The 17,795-nt window shown below is 53.5% G+C and carries 16 protein-coding genes and 2 pseudogenes; 1 reads left to right on the top strand and 17 read right to left on the bottom strand.

The genetic code is table 11. The annotated features are described in order from the left end of the window. Nucleotides 1–17: 17 nt before the first annotated feature. The 12 genes and pseudogenes from NSS88_RS12650 to NSS88_RS12595 form a co-directional block, all read right to left on the bottom strand. Nucleotides 18–944 (bottom strand): FTR1 family iron permease, encoded by a 927-nt coding sequence (locus NSS88_RS12650; RefSeq protein ID WP_049626563.1) that lies wholly within the window; start codon nucleotides 942–944, stop codon nucleotides 18–20. A gap of 26 nt (nucleotides 945–970) precedes the next feature. Continuing rightward, nucleotides 971–1,732 carry a hypothetical protein gene (locus tag NSS88_RS12645; RefSeq protein ID WP_049624958.1) on the bottom strand — a complete coding sequence of 254 codons (762 nt, stop codon included), beginning with the start codon at nucleotides 1,730–1,732 and terminating at the stop codon, nucleotides 971–973. Between the two features lie 93 nt (nucleotides 1,733–1,825). Next, on the bottom strand, nucleotides 1,826–2,587 hold the full coding sequence (locus tag NSS88_RS12640) for a glycosyltransferase family 2 protein (RefSeq protein ID WP_049626564.1): 762 nt from the start codon (nucleotides 2,585–2,587) through the stop codon (nucleotides 1,826–1,828). Then, nucleotides 2,584–4,044, bottom strand: coding sequence for an alkaline phosphatase family protein (locus NSS88_RS12635; protein ID WP_152968876.1), 1,461 nt, complete (start codon nucleotides 4,042–4,044; stop codon nucleotides 2,584–2,586). Before NSS88_RS12635 ends, NSS88_RS12640 begins: the two co-directional genes overlap by 4 nt. Further along, nucleotides 4,041–4,973, bottom strand: coding sequence for a lysylphosphatidylglycerol synthase transmembrane domain-containing protein (locus NSS88_RS12630; protein WP_033014359.1), 933 nt, complete (start codon nucleotides 4,971–4,973; stop codon nucleotides 4,041–4,043). Before NSS88_RS12630 ends, NSS88_RS12635 begins: the two co-directional genes overlap by 4 nt. After that, on the bottom strand, nucleotides 4,963–5,907 hold the full coding sequence (locus NSS88_RS12625) for an NAD-dependent epimerase/dehydratase family protein (RefSeq protein WP_033014381.1): 945 nt from the start codon (nucleotides 5,905–5,907) through the stop codon (nucleotides 4,963–4,965). Before NSS88_RS12625 ends, NSS88_RS12630 begins: the two co-directional genes overlap by 11 nt. Nucleotides 5,908–6,112: 205 nt before the next feature. Beyond that, nucleotides 6,113–7,318: a hypothetical protein gene (locus NSS88_RS12620; protein ID WP_049626565.1), complete on the bottom strand. Its 1,206-nt coding sequence runs from the start codon at nucleotides 7,316–7,318 to the stop codon at nucleotides 6,113–6,115. A 202-nt stretch (nucleotides 7,319–7,520) separates the two neighbouring features. Continuing rightward, nucleotides 7,521–7,838: a thioredoxin gene (gene trxA / locus NSS88_RS12615; RefSeq protein WP_033014362.1), complete on the bottom strand. Its 318-nt coding sequence runs from the start codon at nucleotides 7,836–7,838 to the stop codon at nucleotides 7,521–7,523. 179 nt (nucleotides 7,839–8,017) lie between these two features. Further along, nucleotides 8,018–8,728, bottom strand: coding sequence for an electron transfer flavoprotein subunit beta/FixA family protein (locus NSS88_RS12610; protein WP_375153657.1), 711 nt, complete (start codon nucleotides 8,726–8,728; stop codon nucleotides 8,018–8,020). Nucleotides 8,729–8,840: 112 nt separating this feature from the next. Continuing rightward, a complete protein-coding gene (locus NSS88_RS12605) occupies nucleotides 8,841–9,614 on the bottom strand; it encodes an enoyl-CoA hydratase (RefSeq protein WP_049626566.1) in 774 nt (257 codons plus the stop codon). Nucleotides 9,615–9,639: 25 nt separating this feature from the next. Then, entirely contained in the window at nucleotides 9,640–10,227 is a 588-nt protein-coding gene (locus tag NSS88_RS12600; protein WP_033010670.1) for a TetR/AcrR family transcriptional regulator, read from the bottom strand. A 48-nt stretch (nucleotides 10,228–10,275) separates the two neighbouring features. Further along, nucleotides 10,276–11,782, bottom strand: a pseudogene (locus NSS88_RS12595) (AMP-binding protein); the annotation flags it as partial. 20 nt (nucleotides 11,783–11,802) lie between these two features. On the opposite strand from NSS88_RS12595, the pseudogene NSS88_RS12590 reads away from it, so the two are divergent. Then, nucleotides 11,803–12,447 (top strand): annotated as a pseudogene (locus tag NSS88_RS12590) (IS1595-like element ISBsm2 family transposase); the annotation flags it as partial. A 323-nt stretch (nucleotides 12,448–12,770) separates the two neighbouring features. Here NSS88_RS12590 and NSS88_RS12585 read toward each other — a convergent pair. The 5 genes from NSS88_RS12585 to polX form a co-directional block, all read right to left on the bottom strand. Next, on the bottom strand, nucleotides 12,771–12,980 hold the full coding sequence (locus NSS88_RS12585; RefSeq protein WP_341084874.1) for a hypothetical protein: 210 nt from the start codon (nucleotides 12,978–12,980) through the stop codon (nucleotides 12,771–12,773). Nucleotides 12,981–13,057: 77 nt separating this feature from the next. Next, a complete protein-coding gene (locus NSS88_RS12580) occupies nucleotides 13,058–13,222 on the bottom strand; it encodes a hypothetical protein (protein WP_162839634.1) in 165 nt (54 codons plus the stop codon). 14 nt (nucleotides 13,223–13,236) lie between these two features. Beyond that, on the bottom strand, nucleotides 13,237–13,644 hold the full coding sequence (locus NSS88_RS12575) for a DUF350 domain-containing protein (protein ID WP_033010786.1): 408 nt from the start codon (nucleotides 13,642–13,644) through the stop codon (nucleotides 13,237–13,239). Between the two features lie 14 nt (nucleotides 13,645–13,658). After that, complete coding sequence (locus NSS88_RS12570; RefSeq protein ID WP_310794014.1) at nucleotides 13,659–16,013, bottom strand: endonuclease MutS2; 2,355 nt, start codon at nucleotides 16,011–16,013, stop codon at nucleotides 13,659–13,661. A 20-nt stretch (nucleotides 16,014–16,033) separates the two neighbouring features. Then, nucleotides 16,034–17,758 carry a DNA polymerase/3'-5' exonuclease PolX gene (polX, locus tag NSS88_RS12565; RefSeq protein ID WP_049625691.1) on the bottom strand — a complete coding sequence of 575 codons (1,725 nt, stop codon included), beginning with the start codon at nucleotides 17,756–17,758 and terminating at the stop codon, nucleotides 16,034–16,036. Between the last annotated feature and the right edge of the window lie 37 nt (nucleotides 17,759–17,795).

Genomic DNA, 17,795 nt, shown 5'->3' with positions numbered 1-17,795 from the left:
CGCAGCGTCCTTGTACGTTACATGACGTTTTTGGCTTGTTCCTCCAACGAGGCAACCGCCGGCTTCTCAACCACGGCCTTCTTTTGACCGCGGCGGCTCGCCACCAACAAATACACGACGACGAAGTAGCCGATATAGGCCAACACTTCTTCAAGCGACGGCATTGATGAATAGCCAAACAACGCTTTTAAAAAGACGCCGACTTCGCCGGAAAAGACAGGGGCGACGCCATGGTCGCGCACGTAATGTTCGTAATCGATCGGATGTTCCGGAAGCAGCCACGTCAAATCGTATACATGCGGCATGACGCTGCCGATGAGGCCGATATCTTGCATCATCGAAATGGCTTGCACGAGCAGTCCAGCGGCAATTAGGACGATAAACGCGCCGGTGACTTTAAAAAACGTCTTCAACGGAATGCGCATCGTCCCTTTAAAGAAGAAGTAGCTGACGAAAGCAGCAATGGCAACCCCAGTTGCCGCTCCCCATCCTTGCATCGCCGCTCCGATGTTGCCGTGCGTAATCGCAGCGAAGAAGAAGACCGTTTCCACCCCTTCACGCAACACGACCAAAAACGAGTGAATGACCATGCCGACGACATTGCCGGCGGTGACAAACTGATCCATTTTCCCTTCCAAGCTTTTTTTCATGTCCCGGCTGTGTTCGGCCATCCAGAACACCATTTGCGTCAACAGCAGCGTGGAAACGACCATGATGCCGATCTTTAAATATATCTCGCTTCCCATTGCCGCAAAACCGGTAAAGACAAGCTGAAACAACATGGCGACACCGACGCTCGCCGCCACAGCGAGAGCGGCGCCAAGCCATACGTATTTCGTGTATTCGCGGTGACCGACCCGTTTCAAATACGAGGTGATGATGCCAACGATCAGCAGCGCTTCCAGTGCTTCGCGAAACGTAATGAGCAGCGCTTGAACTTCCATGCCCCCGCCTCCCCTTCACATGTAAACTAAGCCCGTTTCCGACGTCGCACATAAATCAAGGCAGTGCCAATGATGATCGCAACGATGATAATGAGAGGAATCCAGTTTTTTGATTTCGACAAATCCGTCCATTCCTTTTTTTTCACTTCATCCGGTTTTTCTGTAGCACTGTCCGAAAAATGGCCAACTTCTAAGCTTTTCAAACCGAATTGTTGTTGCAGCACGGTTAAAATAGTCTCTTTGCTTTTTTTAAACGCATTGATGTCCGATTTTTTCTCGCCGACGCCAAATAACCCCGGGTTGCCAAGCGACTGCAGAGCCTTGTCAAACTCGGTGCGCAGCTGTTTGTCAAGCGCAGGGTCTTTCCCTTGGATGATTGGCGACAGCGCCTCATACGTCGCAAACGCCTTCGCCAACAGCCGCTTGCTCGTGTCGTACTGATCAAAGTTCGCCTCAATATTGTCCAAACGTCGGGCGATATTGAGCACTAAAATTTTTTCCATATCTTTGATCACCGCCTGGCGGTCCTTCGCTTCGATGGCTGCAAGCACGGCCTTGGACGGCTCAGGTCCCATATGCATGTCGATTTCTTCTTTTATGGTTCCGAAAATTTCCTTCGCTGCGGCAAAGTTCGGCGGCTGCTCGTTCAACTTTTCTTTCATCTCTTTATACGCCTCAGCAACCGCTTCTTTGTTCGGATCTCCATACGAATAGGCGAACGCTTTCAGCGGAATGAGATTGAGAATAATGATCACTGCTATGTAAAAAAAGAAACGGGATGTTTTCACGTTTCTGATCCCCCTCCATCAAGATCAATGATAATCATTATCACCATCATTGTCAATATTGGGAAAAATGGCCGGCGGCCCAAGGCGGCCGCCTCACGAACAATGGCGCTCCCGCTCCAAAGAAAGCAGATGCGCTTTTCGGTCAATGACCGCTTTTGTTACCGGGCGGCGCATTTCCTTCCAGATGGCCGGGATGACCGCGGTCATATAGGCGGTGAACTTGATGAACGAACGGCCGGTCGTCCGCACTTGGTAGCGGATCGGCACTTCCTTTAGTCGAAACCCTTTGCGCACTAAGTTGAGCGTCAACACTTGGGCGTAATTGTAATCGTGGATGATTTCCGCCTCTTCCATCGCTTGGCGGGAAAACGCACGCATCCCCGACTGCCCGTCATACAACCGCTGGCCGAGCAGGAGCGACTGCAGCCACGTAAAGGCATAGTTGCCGAGGCGGCGGTGCCATTTCATGCCGCGAATCGTGCCAAGAAAGCGCGAGCCGATCGTATAGTCGGCCTCACCGGCGAAAATCGGCGCCAAAAGGTCAGGAATTTGTTCCGGCGGATATTCGTTATCGGCATCGATCATCACGCCGATATCCGCGCCAAGACGGACACACTCTTCAAGCCCTCGCCGCACCGCCGCACCGAGGCCGCAGTTTTCCGGCCAGCGGCAAATGTAGTCCGCTCCCGCTTCTTGCGCCGCTTCAGCAGTCCGGTCGGTTGACCCGTCATCAATGACCAAGACGCTGACCTCTACATCGGGATGGAAATGACGCGGAATGCGGCGAATCACTTCCCCAATCGCTTCTTCTTCATTGTGCGCCGGCAAAAAGACGATGACGCGCTGCTTCTTCATCGCTCTCCTCCTTTCTTTCGCATCGCTTCGATCAAAACCGGACCGCGGCTATGGCTCGGATACGGAGCGCCAAGCAAATAGGCGATCGTCGGCGCCAGCGAAACGAGGCTTTTTTTCTCATCGACTCGTTTTCCTGCTTCAATCGCCGGGCCGTATAAAAAAAACGGCACATACCGCTCCCCTTCATCGAGGTGGCCGTGGCCGCCGATGCCATCCGCTTGGCCATGGTCGGCGCAGACAATCAATGTCGCGCGCTCGAGCTCGCCCCGTTCCTCAAGCCAGCCGACAAACTCCGCGATCAACGCGTCGGCTTCTTCAATTTTTTCGATATACTCGTCATACAGCACACCGCGGCTATGGCCGGTCTGATCGGTGGCGATCAACTGTACGACAAGCAAATCCGGGTTTTGTTCCTCGACGATGCGTTTCGCCCGCTCGATGATATAACGGTCGGCGAGGTCGTTCGGCATGACGGCCGTCACCGTTTCGACATCGTCGCCGAACGAATCGACCAAATGAGCGATGCCAAGCAAGCGGCCGGTTTTTCCGATTTTCCGGAGCGAATCGAAAATCGTCTCCACTTTTGCCCCAAGCTTCCATACCATATTGGACCGGATGCCGTGCTCAAACGGATACGTCCCCGTCAGCATCGAGGTGAAGCAAACGACCGTGCGCGCCGGATAGACGGTTTCCATTTGCGCAAATTCCGTCCCTTGAGCGCGCAACCGTTTCAAAAACGGGGCGTTGGCCGCTTCAAACCGGTCTTTGCGCATGCCATCAATCACGATGACATACACTTTGTCACTGATCGGCACGGTTGGACTCGGCACATTGTTCGTATAAGTCGGAATGATCTCCGGCTGCCAGTCGAACAAATTCCGATGCAAAATCCATGAAAACAGCCACACCCCAGCGGCAAACAGCCAAAGCGCCCCGCACAGCGGCGCCAAAGCCGCTCCTTGATCGATCTGCTGCGAAGCGTATTCCCATACAGACAAAAGAAGAAAACATTTTGGCAGCTGCTCTTGGGCGTTGCCGCTCGTCGAATCGCTGTTTTTCAACACCAGCTTCCAAAAGCGGGTGAAATTCCACCACGACGTGCCGATGCGCAAATGGTAATACAGCGTCCCCCAAAAAAAGACGGTAAAGAAAAAGTAAAGCCCCGACGCCAACAACAACAACGACGCATCAGCGAACGACCAAACGATGAGAAACACGACATAAGGGATCCATAAATAATTGCGCAAAAACAGCGGATAATCATAGACATAGTAGATGACAAACAGCGGCAGCGCCGCCGCCAGACCAAGCATCCATCCCCATGAGCCGCCCATCCAATCAGCGGCATGGTAGATCGTCATCGTTCCCGCGACAAAAATCGGCGTAAACGGCTTTCCTTCATTCAGCAAATTCCAGCAGCGCGCCGCGATTTTTTCGAATCGTGATGCTTGTTTCATCGCTTCTCCCTTTCCTTTTTCCATACACCCCGCACCATCTGCCAGTCGGACCGCCAAAACCACAATACCGCGGCACCAGCGGCGTAAGAAAACAAAAACTTAAACGCATGGGTCAACACTGCCGCCGCATATGCTTTCTCCCACGGTGCGCCGAGCCGGGTCAACGCAAACGCCATCACCGCCTCGTATGTTCCGATCCCGCCGGGGGCGACTTGGGCGATCTGGCCGGAAACGGTCGCGCTGTTTGCCCACACCGCCTGTCCAAAGGAAAGCGGGATGCCGACTGCTTTCGCGATCACGCCAATGACGGCCGCCTCACACAGCCAGCTCGCCGCCACCGCCCCGACCATCGCCGCGCCGCTCCAGCCGTGAAATACGCTCCGCCATCGCCGCCATAACCGATCGAGGCGGAGCGGACGGCGAAACACGATCACGGTCAGCACGAACCCGGCCGCAACGGCCGCTGCCAAGAGAGAAATGCGGGGAATGTAATGCATATACGCATACATCCCAATGACAGTCAATCCACCAAGCACCGCCATATCAAGGAGCCGCATCACCGCCACCGATTCAATGGCCTCGCTGGCTGAAACACCGGGCTGGCGGGCAAGCAAAGCCATACGCACAGCATCACCGATTTTCACTGGGGCTAGATGGTTAACAAACAAACTAAGCAGCACGGCACGCCAATAAACAGAGAAGGCGATTGGCTTTCCGACATATCGCTTCCACGCCCACGCCCGCAGCCAAAACGACAAGCCATATACGAAAGCAGCGGCAGCCATCTCGATCGGGCGGCTGACTATCCTGGATAGATGATGGAGCATCTGCCGGCCGTCAAAGCAGCGGTATGTCAACCAAGCGGAAAAGAAAAGAAGCGCGAGCCCAGCTGCTTGCAACGCCGCTTTAGCCGCCGGTTTACCGCTCATATTCGCGCGCCCACGCCACCGTGCGGGCGAGCCCTTCGGCAAACGCCACCTTCGGCTTGTAACCAAACGCCCGCTCCGCCTTCGTGATGTCCGCCCATGTCGCTTTCACATCGCCTTTCCGCTCCGGCGCGTGCACGATTTTCAGATCGGGAAAGTGCTTCCGCAACTCAGCGAGCAGCTGCTCCATGGTGACGGGCGCCCCGGCGCCCAAGTTGAACACTTCGCTTCGCCCGCCGCTGCGGTGAAGTGCTGCGATCATGCCCTCCACAATATCATCGATGTACGTATAATCGCGCGCCGTCCCCTTGCCATACACGACAATCTCCTCGCCCGCCAGCAATCGGCGCAAAAACGTGCCGATCGCCATATCCGGACGACCCCACGGCCCGTAAACGGTGAAATAGCGGAAAATCGTCATTTGGTAGCTATACAAATGGGCATAGGCATGACAAAACGATTCCGCTCCGTATTTCGCCGCCGCATACGGCGACACGACGCGGCCGTCAGCCATCTCTTCCCGGAGCGGCACATTGCCTCGGTCGCCGTACACCGATGACGATGAGGCAAACAGCACGTGCGCCGCACCCGCTTCCCCCGCCGCCGCCAACACATTGACCGTCGCTTTGATGTCATAATCGATATACGCGAGCGGCTCCTCGAGGGAATACGGCACGCCCGGCAGCGCCGCCAAATGGTAGACGACATCGGGGCGAAACTCGACCAGCCACCTTTTCGTTCGCTCCCCATCAAGCAAATCCAAGCGGACAAGCGGCACCCGGCCGCCGGTGAGCGTCTGAAACTGCCGCTCTTTCCGTTCAGCAGAATAATATGGATGAAAACAATCCACTGCAGCCACGTCATATCCGAGTCCGCTTAACCGGGCGGCTAGATGGCTGCCAATAAATCCGGCTCCCCCGGTCACCACCACTTTCATCGCCTTCACCTCATCATCGAATTCCATTGTCCATTAGCATCTTACCATAAACCGTCGGGGAACGTCGTGGCCAATCGGCAAAAACCAAATGTTTTCATTTCCCGCCTTGGCTCGGTGAGGCAAGCGGCAGCCCAGCCATCGCTGCCTTCGCTCCGGATGGACGCCTGCAAAAAAGGGCGCCGCGCCGGACACCCTTGCTGATCATTTAGTTCGCTTTCTGGATCACTTGCTGAAGCGCAGCCTCGATTTGCGGCAGCCATTTGTCACCCTCAGCTTTGTTTTTTGCCTTTGCCGCCTCTAGGTAGCGTGTCGCCTGTTCGTTCAAGTCGGTGTATGCTTTGTCGCCAAGCAGCGTTTTGATATCCTGTTCGATCATGTTAATAAAGAGCGCGCCTTCTAAGGCGGTGATCACCGACTTGTCTTGCCCCCAATTTTCTTTGCTTTCTTCATATTCATGAAGCGCCACTTTCGCCCATCCGCGCACGAACGCATGGTTCACCGCTTTCGGATCGAGCATTTTGACATCAGTTTGCAGGTCAAACTGTTTCAAAATGTAGTCCGCCTCCTCCGCGGCATGCCGTTTCATATACGGATAGACGGACTGATAAAACGCCCAGCCTTCCGCCTGCTCCACTTTGGCTTCTTCGGCGTTTTCCTTGGCCGCAGCCGCCGCCTTCGCCGCATAGCCGTGCGGCAGCGCTCCGCTCGCTAAATAGAATGTTTTCATCAATGTTTTGTCCACGACTTGCTTACCGAGGGCAAATGAGAGCGCATCATCGTTTTGGACCGATTGCTCCATTTGGGCAAACGCCCCGTTGATCGCGTTAACCAACTTCGTTCCGTAAGCCGCATCGCGCTTTTCCACGGTCGACTGCAAAATCGCGTAAAAGGTTTTGGCTTCCTCAAGCTCTTCCTTTACTTCTTCCTTATTGGCCCAATGTTCTTCTGCTTCGGTAAACTCATGCTTGATCGTCGTGTAAAACACTTTTTGCATCAGCTTGTCAAAAATTTGCTTGACAACCAACGGCTCAAGCGACCCGTCTTTGCCGGCGGCCAGTGCGTTGGTAATATGTTGGTCAAGCGTATCTTCAAATTCCGCGTCACGTTTTTGTACAAGCGGCTGCAGCTTTTCTTTGTAGATGCTCTCCACTTTGCCGAAGTCGACCGCCCCGCCTTGCTTCGCCTTCTCAAGCTCCGCGAGCGCTTCGCTGAACGCTCCCGCATAATCGACTTCCGCTTCTTCCTTCTCGTTCTCCGTCTTCTCTTCCTCTTTCGGCTTTTCTTGTTTTTCCACAGCCGTTTGGTTGCTGCTTTCTTTTTCTGTTCCCGCCGTCTGTTTGCTCTGGCCGCACGCGCCAAGCGCCAACGCCGCGGCGGCCAACAAGGCCAGCCACTTCCATTTTAATGACATTATGTATCCCCCGTTCACACATCCAAAAAATGATAATCAATATCAATACAATAAGATTATAAGAGAAAATGAATTTCAATGTCAACACATGATGAAAAAGAGAGGACTCCCTTCTTGCTGAAAATCCTCTTTTCCTAGCTGATCACACCTTAAATAAAGAAATCCAGAGGCTTCTTCCCCTCTGGATTTCCTTCTTTCTCCGTTATGACACATGTTTGCCAACCAGCTGCACAAGCGCCTCTTTCGGCTGGTAGCCGATCGCTTTGTCGACAAGTTGGCCATCTTTGAACAGAAGCAGCGTCGGGATGCTCATGACGCCGAACTTCGACGCTGTTTCTTGGTTTTCATCGACATTCACTTTGACGATTTTCACTTTGTCGCCCATTTCACGGTCAAGCTCTTCCAGCACCGGAGCGATCATGCGGCACGGTCCGCACCATGGCGCCCAAAAGTCAACGAGCGTGAGGCCGTCTTTCGTTTCTGCGGCGAACGTTTGGTCAGTGGCGTTGACAATCGCCATATGGATTCCCTCCCATCTTCTTGAATGCTACAAGCAAAGTATACCATGGAATGCATGTCGGCGCGAATGTTTTGCTTCGTTTCTACTATTCGCTTTTGCCGCGGAATTTATCCGTCAAAAAAACGGACGGCTGCAGCCGCCCGTGTTGTTCATTACGAATGCACTTTCAGTTTTTCTTTTCAAACGCTTTGCCGGAGTAGATCGGACGGGTAAAGACGATGTTGCCGCCCGCCTCTTCGACGGCGATGACGTCGCCCGCTTCGGCGCAAGAACACTTCAATCGTTTTCGTCTTCGCTTCAACATCGTCTTCGTCGAGGTCCAAATCGTCAAGCTCTAGCTCTTCAAGCGGTTTCTTTTTCGCTTTCATGATCCCCGGCAGCGACGGATAGCGCGGTTCGTTCAAGCCTTGTTGAGCGGTGACAAGGAGCGGCAGCGACGTTTCGATGATTTCCTCATCCCCTTCGACATCGCGCACGACCGTCACGTTGCCGCCGTCGGCAATGTCGAGCTTTGTGATCGTCGTTACATATGGAATGCCGAGCAATTCCGCCACACGCGGGCCGACTTGGCCGGAGCCGCCGTCAATGGCGACGTTGCCGGCTAAAATCAAGTCCGGGTTTTTGTCTTTTAAGTATTCAGCGAGCACTTTCGCCGTCGTATATTGGTCTTGTTCTTCGACATCATCGTCAATGTTGATGAGCACCGCTTTGTCGCACCCCATGGCGAGCGCTGTGCGGAGTTCTTTTTCCGCCTCTTCGCTGCCGACGGTGACGACCGTCACTTCGCCGCCGTGTTTGTCGCGCACTTGAATCGCTTCTTCAATAGCGTATTCGTCGTACGGATTGAATTCTGCCACTTCCTCGTTAATCTTGCCGTTGACGATGGAGATTTTTTATTCCGTGTCAAACGTGCGTTTCATCAACACAAAAATGTTCATGTCGTTCCCTCCTCGGTTTGATTGAACATTGTTTCACGTTCCAACATTCAGATATTGACAAAGATTATTTCCCTTTAAAGACGGGCGGCCGTTTTTCCAAAAACGCCTGCACGCCTTCTTTTGCATCCTCGGATCCAAACACGCGGCCAAACCATTCCGCTTCCTCGCGCACGGCCTCAACGAACGTTTTTTCCTTGGCGGCGTTAAGCAACTCAATAACCGCCCGAACGGAAAGCGGACTTTTGGCGGCAATCTTTTTCGCCAACGCTTTGGCTTCATCAAGAAGCCGCTCTTCCGGCACCGCCTTGTTGGCAAGCCCCCATTCAACCGCTTCGAGTCCGGTGATCGGCTCGCTCGTCCACATCATTTCCGGCGCTTTGCCAAAGCCGACGTAGCGCACAAGCCGATGCGTTCCAGCAAATCCAGGGATGAGGCCAAGCTGCAGCTCCGGAAGGCTGAGTTTGGCGTTTTCCGCCACCACACGAATGTGGCAGCTCATAGCCAGCTCCAACCCACCGCCTAATGCGGCGCCGTGAATCGCCGCAATGACTGGTTTGGAAAAGCGTTCGATCCGCTCCATCACGAGTTGGCCGTTGCGCGACAAGCCGGATGCCTCCTCGACGGAAGCGATGGACGTGAATTCTTTAATATCGGCGCCGGCTGAGAAAAACCGCCCCTCGCCATGAAGCAACACGACGCGCACGTCCGGGTCGGTCTCAAGCTCGTCCAACAAGTTTGAAAGCCCTTTCAAAACAGTGGATACAAGAGCGTTCGCCGGCGACCGCGAAAACGTCACGACGGCGACGAACTCCTCTTTCGCTACGCGAAAAAAATTCATGAAGCCTCTCCCCTTTCTGCCTTTCCTAACGCCCGGCGGCGCACCCTTTGATGAGCAGTTCGTACACCGGATCGGCGAGCGCGGCTAGGTCGTACTTTTGCTCGTTCATCACCCACGTCGTCACCGTTTCATCAAGGGTGCCAAAGATCATTTGCCGGGTGAGCCGGACGTCTAAATCTTGGCGAAATTCCCCTTTTTCCATCCCCTCCATGATGATGCGGTCGATGAGCCGCAAATATCCTTTCAGCACGTCATTAATGCGATGGCGCAGCTCTTTGTTCGACTGACGCAACTCAAGCTGCGTCACGACCGCCATATGCGGATCAGCAGCGAGGGCGGAAAAATGAGTTTTCACCAACACATACAATTTCTCTAGGGGGCTTGAAATTCCTTCTGTCTCTTGTTCAATTTTCTCGATGAACGCCCCCATCTTTTCCTGAAAAAGCGAAATTAAAATATCCTCTTTGTTTTTAAAATAAAGGTAGATCGTGCCGTCGGCGACACCGGCCTGCTTGGCGATTTTCGACACCTGTGCTTGATGGTAGCCGTGCTCGGCGATGACGACGACGGCCGCGTCAATAATTTGCTTGAACTTCGGCTTTTCTCTGCGCAATCGTCATTCTCCTTTGCTTCCGATCCCCATCTTCAAGTGAATGAATCATCATTCATATTCCCATTTTACGAATTGTTCCGACGATTTGTCAAGCCTTATTTTTTTCTTGCTCTGCGAGAACACGGCGCAAAATTTTGCCGACCGCCGTCTTCGGCAATTCGCTGCGGAACTCGTACAGGCGAGGCACTTTGTAAGCAGCCAGGCGCTGGCGCATAAACACGTCAAGCTCCTGTTCGCTGCACATCTCCCCCGGCTTTAACACGACGAACGCTTTCACCGTCTCGCCGCGGTACGGATCCGGAACGCCGATCACGGCCGCTTCCTGCACTTTCGGGTGCTCATACAGCGCTTCTTCGACTTCGCGCGGGTAAATGTTGTAACCGCCGGCGATAATGACATCTTTCTTGCGGTCGACGATATAAAAATACCCACGCTCATCCATATAGCCAATGTCGCCGGTGTACAGCCATCCGTCGCGCAGCACTTGCTCAGTCTCCTCCGGCTGGTTCCAGTAGCCTTTCATCACTTGCGGCCCGCGCACGACGAGTTCTCCACGCTCGCCGGGCTTTGCTTCCTCACCCGTTTCCAAGGAAACAATTTTCGCGTCCGTATCCGGCCGCGGAACACCGATGCTTCCTTTCACCCGCTCCCCGTCCCAAAGAAAGTTGCTATGGGTGACAGGGGATGCCTCGGTCAACCCGTATCCTTCAATCAATTTTCCGCCCGTCACCTGTTCAAACTGCTCCTGCACCTCAACCGGTAGCGGAGCGGATCCGCTGATGCAGACGTTGATCGAAGATAAATCATATTTCAGCAAATCCGGATGGTTCAACAAAGCGATGTACATCGTCGGTGCGCCTGGGAACATCGTCGGCCGGGTGCGCTCGATTGCTTTTAATGTTTGCTTGACATCAAAGCGCGGGAACAGCACCATTTTGCTCGCCATCATCACGGACAAATTCATCACCGTCGTCATGCCGTACACGTGGAAAAACGGAAGCACACCGAGCACCGTTTCTTTTCCTTTTTCGCATTTATACACCCAATGGGCGCACATGAGCGTATTGGCGATCAAGTTGCGATGCGTCAACATGGCCGCTTTCGGATGTCCCGTCGTGCCGCCTGTATATTGCAGCAGCGCCACATCTTCCACGGGGTCGATGTCCACCCCGATCGGAGCGGTTTCCTTGCGGCTCATGATCGTACGGAACAGATGAACAGTTTCGCTTTCCGCGATGCGGACAATCGGCATGTTTTGCTTCCATTGCACAAGCGGATACAGCCATTTCTTCACCGTGGGCAAATACTCTTGCATTCTCGTGACAATCCAATGCTTGACCGGCGTCCTCCCTTTCACCTTTTCCGTCTTTGGATACAAAAGATCCATCGTCACGAGCACCGAGGCGCCGCTGTCGTTCAGCTGGTATTCAAGCTCATACTCGGTGTAAAGCGGATTCGTCTGCACGACGATGCCGCCCGCTAGGAGCGTCCCGTAGTAGCTGATCACCGCCTGCGGGCAGTTTGGCAGCATCACCGCCACCCGGTCTCCTTTTTTGAACACCAAGGCGGCGCAAAATTTCAACTGCCTTTTATTGGCGACACAAAATTCTATATGCGATTCGTTCTCTTGGTCATCCAACACTAAAGGGAATCGTGGAAAGCGATGAAACTTACTTTTTAGAAAGTGAAAAAGGCAAAAAGTTCATCGCTCACAGAAAGGCTCGTAAACGTGGCGGTGTAGCCAAAAAACGTGGCATTTCTGAAGAACAAATTTGTGTGGTAGTTGCACACGATAGAAACGGACAAATCCTTTCCCAAATGGTAGGAAGAGGTCGTGTTACGGCTATGGAAATTGATGAGGTGTTAGGAAAACATATTGACACCTCTGCTTTGCTATGCACAGATACAGCAACCAACTATAAAAAATTCGCTACGATGAAGGAATTACAACACGAAGCCATTAATGTTTGCAAAGGTGTCTATACAAAGAAAGGAATTTACCATATTCAACACGTCAACGGGTATCATACTCGTTTGAAAAAGTGGATGGATAGGTTTCAAGGTGTAGCAACGAAATACCTTGATAACTACTTATTCTGGCATCGTTTTCTTGAATTGAATAAGAAGATACCGAAAAAAGAACAAGCGAAAGAAATGTTCCTTGCCTCTTGCCAACAAGTAAATTTTACAACTGTTGAAACAATTAGAAGGAGTGCATAAATCAATCCCCTCCTAAGGCATTGACCTTGTAATTACTTCAATGACTAACGTAAGAACACCTAAAACGATGGTCATTAAAGTTGAACTGAATAATACTTTTCTACTGACAACAGTAAATTTTTGGTTTTTAATGAACTTTCGATAAGCAAAATAGACGAAAATACCCAATATAATTGAGAAAATCCAACTTATTAAGCCCACTTGTGTAACCAATTTTCGCCAATCGAAAACCCAAAAGTATAGAATGGCGAAATGAATGGCTACTAAGGGTATCGTTATGATTACCGATATTAACCTTAACATAATCATCACTCCCAGATTTATTATACCATTATTTTAAAAAAAATTTGGTAAACATTTATTGAGGTTATTAGCAACAATTTTTTAGAAAAGAGCCTTCCGAAAAAATCGATGGCGTCTTTGTCGCCATATTGTTCCGCCGTCTCCCACAAATAGTCGGAAAGCGTTTTCTTTGGATAGTCGAGCGTAGCAGGAATGGACGGCGGATAATGAGCGAGCCACGGTTTTTCCATATGCATCCCTCCTTGTTTCTATTTTATTTCACTTTTTGTAATTTTTCATCAAAAAAACGCCTCGCCTGAGCGAGACGTCACCAAAACCAGTACACCAAACCAATGAAGAAAAAGCACGCGCAAATGACAAACAAGATTTTCGCCAGCACATCGACCGATCGGTTGCGCACCGCCATATACGCGATGCCGGCGATCAAAAACAGCCCGACCGCAATCAACAACCATTTGACTACTGCGTTCATTCGGTTGTTCCCCTTTACTGAATCCCTTCGCCGATGACAAACGACAAACCGACGGAAATGACCATCGAGATAAAGCCGACCGCCCGGTTGTCGTTGGCGATTTCATCATCGATGTTAAACTTCGGCGTCAAAAATTCATAAATAAAATACGCAGCGAGCAGAAGCAAAAACCCGTACACGCCCCAGCCGACCATCGACAACAGCGACTCATGGTGGGCGAGCGCGTAACGAAAAATATTGGCAATGCCAAAAATCTTTCCGCCGGTTGCCATCGCCACTGCCATATTGCCTTTTTGAATTTCTTCCCAGTTTTTATACTTCGTGACGAGTTCAAACACGGCCAAAAACACCACGATGCACAGCACGGCGACGCTGAAATTGGCAGCGGTTCTCACCATTTCGTGCTCCCAAAACGGCGCCATCATTCTCGCCCCCATCATTTCAGTTCCACGACCGTCACCCCGGTCCCGCCTTCATTCGCCTCACCAAATCGGAAGCTTTTGACCGCCCTGTGCTGCTTTAAAAACTGCTGCACCCCTTGACGGAGCGCGCCTGTCCCTTTGCCGTGGATGATGGAGACGCGCGCATATCCGGCGAGCACGGCGTCATCCAAGTATTTCTCAAGCCGAAGGAGCGCATCTTCGTACCGTTCGCCGCGCAAATCAAGCTCAAGGCTCACATGGGCGTCCTTGCCTTTCACGGTCGCAATCGGCGTCACGTCGTTCACCGGCGCGCTGCCGATGTATTCTAAGTCACGCTCGTGAATTTTCATTTTCAAAATGCCGAGCTGCACTTGCCATTCATCGTCCGACACTTTTTCGATCAAGTAGCCTTTTTGGTTGAGGCTCGTCACCTTCACTTCATCACCCGGCTGGAATACATGGCGCGGCGCCTGTTTTTTTGCTCTTTTCCGTTTCTCGACTTTCGGCACGGCGGCGGCGAGCCGCTGTTTTGCCTCGGCGAGCTCATGTTCTTTCACTTCCGCCTGCTTTTCTTTTTGCAGGCGGCGCAGTTCATGGATCACCCGCTCGGCTTCGCGCTCGGCGGCGCGGATGATGTCCGTTGCCTGCTTCGCCGCTTCAGCCAGCCGCTCTTCTTTTTCCTCTTCGAGCGCTTCGAGCTTTTGCTCCCACTCGGCGCGCAGCCGCTCCGCTTCCTCCAACGCCGCGCGCGCCCGTGCTTCGTCTTCCTCGGCTTGCTTTTTGCTCCGTTCGAGCGACGCGATCATGTTTTCCACGTTATGGCTTTCCGCGCTCACTTGCGCTTTCGCCCGCTCGATAATCCGCTCATCCAACCCCAAGCGGCGTGAGATGTCAAAGGCGTTGCTGCGGCCGGGAATGCCGATCAATAGTTTATACGTCGGACGGAGCGTTTCGGTGTCAAATTCAACGCTCGCGTTCACCACCCCGGGGCGGTTGTAGCCGTACGCTTTCAATTCGGGATAATGCGTCGTCGCCACCGTCCGCGCCCCGCGCCCGTGCACTTCATCCAAGATGGCGATGGCAAGCGCCGCCCCTTCCTGCGGGTCGGTGCCTGCTCCGAGCTCATCAAACAGCACAAGGCTTTGGCCATCGACATGGCGCAAAATGTCGACAATATTGACCATATGGGACGAGAACGTGCTCAAGCTTTGTTCGATCGACTGCTCGTCGCCGATATCCGCGTACACTGCGCGGAACACCGCCGCTTCCGATCCGTCGGCCGCCGGGATAAACAGCCCCGCTTGCGCCATTAATGTCAACAAGCCGACCGTTTTTAACGTCACCGTTTTCCCGCCGGTGTTTGGGCCTGTTATGACGATCGTCGTATAATCGCCGCCGAGTTCAATGTCATTCGGCACCGCCTTTTCTTGATCAAGCAGCGGATGGCGGGCCTGCACAAAGCGAAGATAGCCTCGGTTATTGACCGCTGGCTTCGCGGCTTGCAGCCGGCGGGCGTATTTCGCCTTGGCAAACGCAAAATCGAGCGCCGCAAGCGACTCAACCGCCCGCGCAAGCGGTTCAGCCTGCTCAGCGACTTTTGCCGACAGTTCGCGCAAAATGCGTTCGATTTCTTGCTTTTCTTTCGCCCGCGCTTCGCGGAGTGCGTTGTTCAACTCGACGACCGCCTGCGGCTCGATAAACAGCGTCGCCCCGGACGCCGACTGGTCGTGGACGATGCCGCCATAGGCACTGCGATACTCTTGTTTCACCGGAATGACATAGCGGTCGTTGCGGATCGTAATGATGGCGTCCGACAGCCGCTTTTGCGCCGACGGCGAGCGAATGATGCTCTCAAGCTTCTCGCGGATGCGCGCTTCCACTGACCGAATTTGCCCGCGGAGCGAACGGAGGCGGTCGCTTGCGGCATCCAATACCTCGCCATGGTCGTCGATCGAACGGCGAATGTCATGCTCAAGCGCCGGCACCTCCACGAGCTCATCGGCATAAATGGACAGACGATCCAATCCCCCCTGCTCTTCATGCAGATCCATAATCAGCCGTTTCATCTGCCGGCTTGCGGTCAAGGTGGATGCCGTTTCCACGAGTTCTTGCGGACTGAGCACGCCGCCGATCGACGCCCGTTTCAAATGAGGGCGAATGTTGACAACTCCGTCAAGCGGCGCATAGCCAGCAAGTCGCAAAACAGCGGCCGCTTCATCCGTTTCCTCAAGCCAAGCGGCCACCTCCTCCAAATCGGATGACGGCATGAGCGCCTCGATTTTTTCCAAACCGAGCGGCGAGGACGCATGCTCAGCCAACTGCTCTTTCACTTTATCGAACTCCAAGGTGTGAAGCACTTTTCGTTGCACGTATCTGACCCCCAGCTCATTCATTTCGTTCGTTTGTCGCGCAAAAACTGCCGCAGCTTGTCAAGCGGCCATGTGTTGATGACCGTTTCGTTCTTGATCCAGCCTTTCCTTGCCGTCGCCACGCCAATAGCCATATCATCAAGCATGTCCAAATGGTGGGCGTCCGTGTTAATGGCAATATACGCCCCCGCTTCCTCGGCTTTTTTCACGTAAGCTGCCGACAAATCGAGACGGCTCGGGTTGGCGTTTAACTCAAGCACCGTGTTCGTCTCGGCCGCGAGTTTCATGAGCCGATCGAGATCGACGTCATAACCGCCGCGCTGGCCGATGAGCCTTCCGGTCGGATGGGCGATGACATCGACGTACGGATTGCGAAACGCCGCCTCGAGCCGCTTCATGATCGCCTCGCGCGGCTGTTTGAACGCAGAGTGAATGGCGGCGATGACAAAATCCAGCTCCTTGAGCACGTCATCATCGTAATCGAGCGTCCCGTCCGGCAAAATATCCATCTCAATGCCGGCGAGGATGGTAAAATCCGAATAGCGCGCGTTCAGCCGTTCGATTTCCTCGCGCTGGCGCCGCAATCGATCCGGCGTCAAACCGTTGGCGACTTTCAAAAATTGCGAATGGTCGGTGATGGCCATATACCGATAGCCGCGGCGGCGGCACGCCTCAACGAGCTCCTCAAGCGAACACGCCCCGTCGCTCCATGCCGAATGCATATGCAAATCGCCTTGAATGTCTTCAAGGCGGACAAGCGGATATCGATCCGAATAGCGCTCGATTTCCGTGCCGTCTTCACGCAGCTCCGGGGGAATGTGCGGCAGCCCGAAATGGGCGTAAAACGCCGCTTCATCCGGGAACGTTTTCACCTTGCCAGTCGCTTCGTCTTCCACGCCGTATTCGCTGATTTTCTCCCCGCGCTCTTTGGCGAGCTGGCGCATGCGCACGTTATGCTCCTTCGATCCGGTGAAATGATGGAGCGCGGTCGCAAACTGCGCCCCGCTGACCAGCCGGAAGTCGACGGCCACATCGTCGTCATAGCGAAGCAGAAGCGACACTTTCGTTTCCCCAGCAGCGATGACCTCGCGGACACGCTCAAAACGAAGAAGCCCGTCGCGCACCGCAGCCGGACGGTCGGTGGCGATGACATAATCCAAATCTTTCACCGTTTCGTTTACGCGACGCAAACTGCCGGCCCGCGAGAAGCGGATCACGCCATCAAGACAAGCAAGCTGGCGTTCCACATCCGCCGCGGCGGCGAGCACCCGAGCGAGCGGCAGCCGCTCAGGGCGTTTGCCCGCCTCCTCAATCGCCGCCAACAACTTTTCCTCCGTTTTCGCGCCGAAACCGGGAAGCTCCCGCACTTTTCCCACCAGACACGCTTCTTTCAATCCATCCATATCGACAATACCGAGCTCTTGATGCAGCTTGGCGATTTTTTTGCCGCCAAGCCCCGGGATCTTAAGCAAGGAAAGAAGCGTTTCCGGAATATCGCGCTTTAATTCCTCGAGCACCGATGATGAACCGGTTTCGACAAACTCGGTGATGATCGCCGCCGTGCTTTTGCCGATGCCGGGAATGGCGGTGAAGTCGCCGATTTCCGCGAGGCTCCGCTCATCCGTTTCCAAGGCGTTCGCCGCTTTGCGGAAGGCGTTGACCTTAAATGGATTTTCTCCTTTGATCTCCATATACAGTGCGATCGTTTCAAGCAGGCGGATGACCTCTTTTTTATGGACGCTCATCCCCATTTCCTCCCTTTCCCGCAAAACCGCGGCCGCG

Origin of the sequence: Geobacillus sp. FSL W8-1251 (genome assembly GCF_038005945.1) — a bacterium.
Taxonomy (GTDB): domain Bacteria; phylum Bacillota; class Bacilli; order Bacillales; family Anoxybacillaceae; genus Geobacillus; species Geobacillus stearothermophilus.
This window is presented reverse-complemented; position numbering and strand designations above follow the sequence as displayed.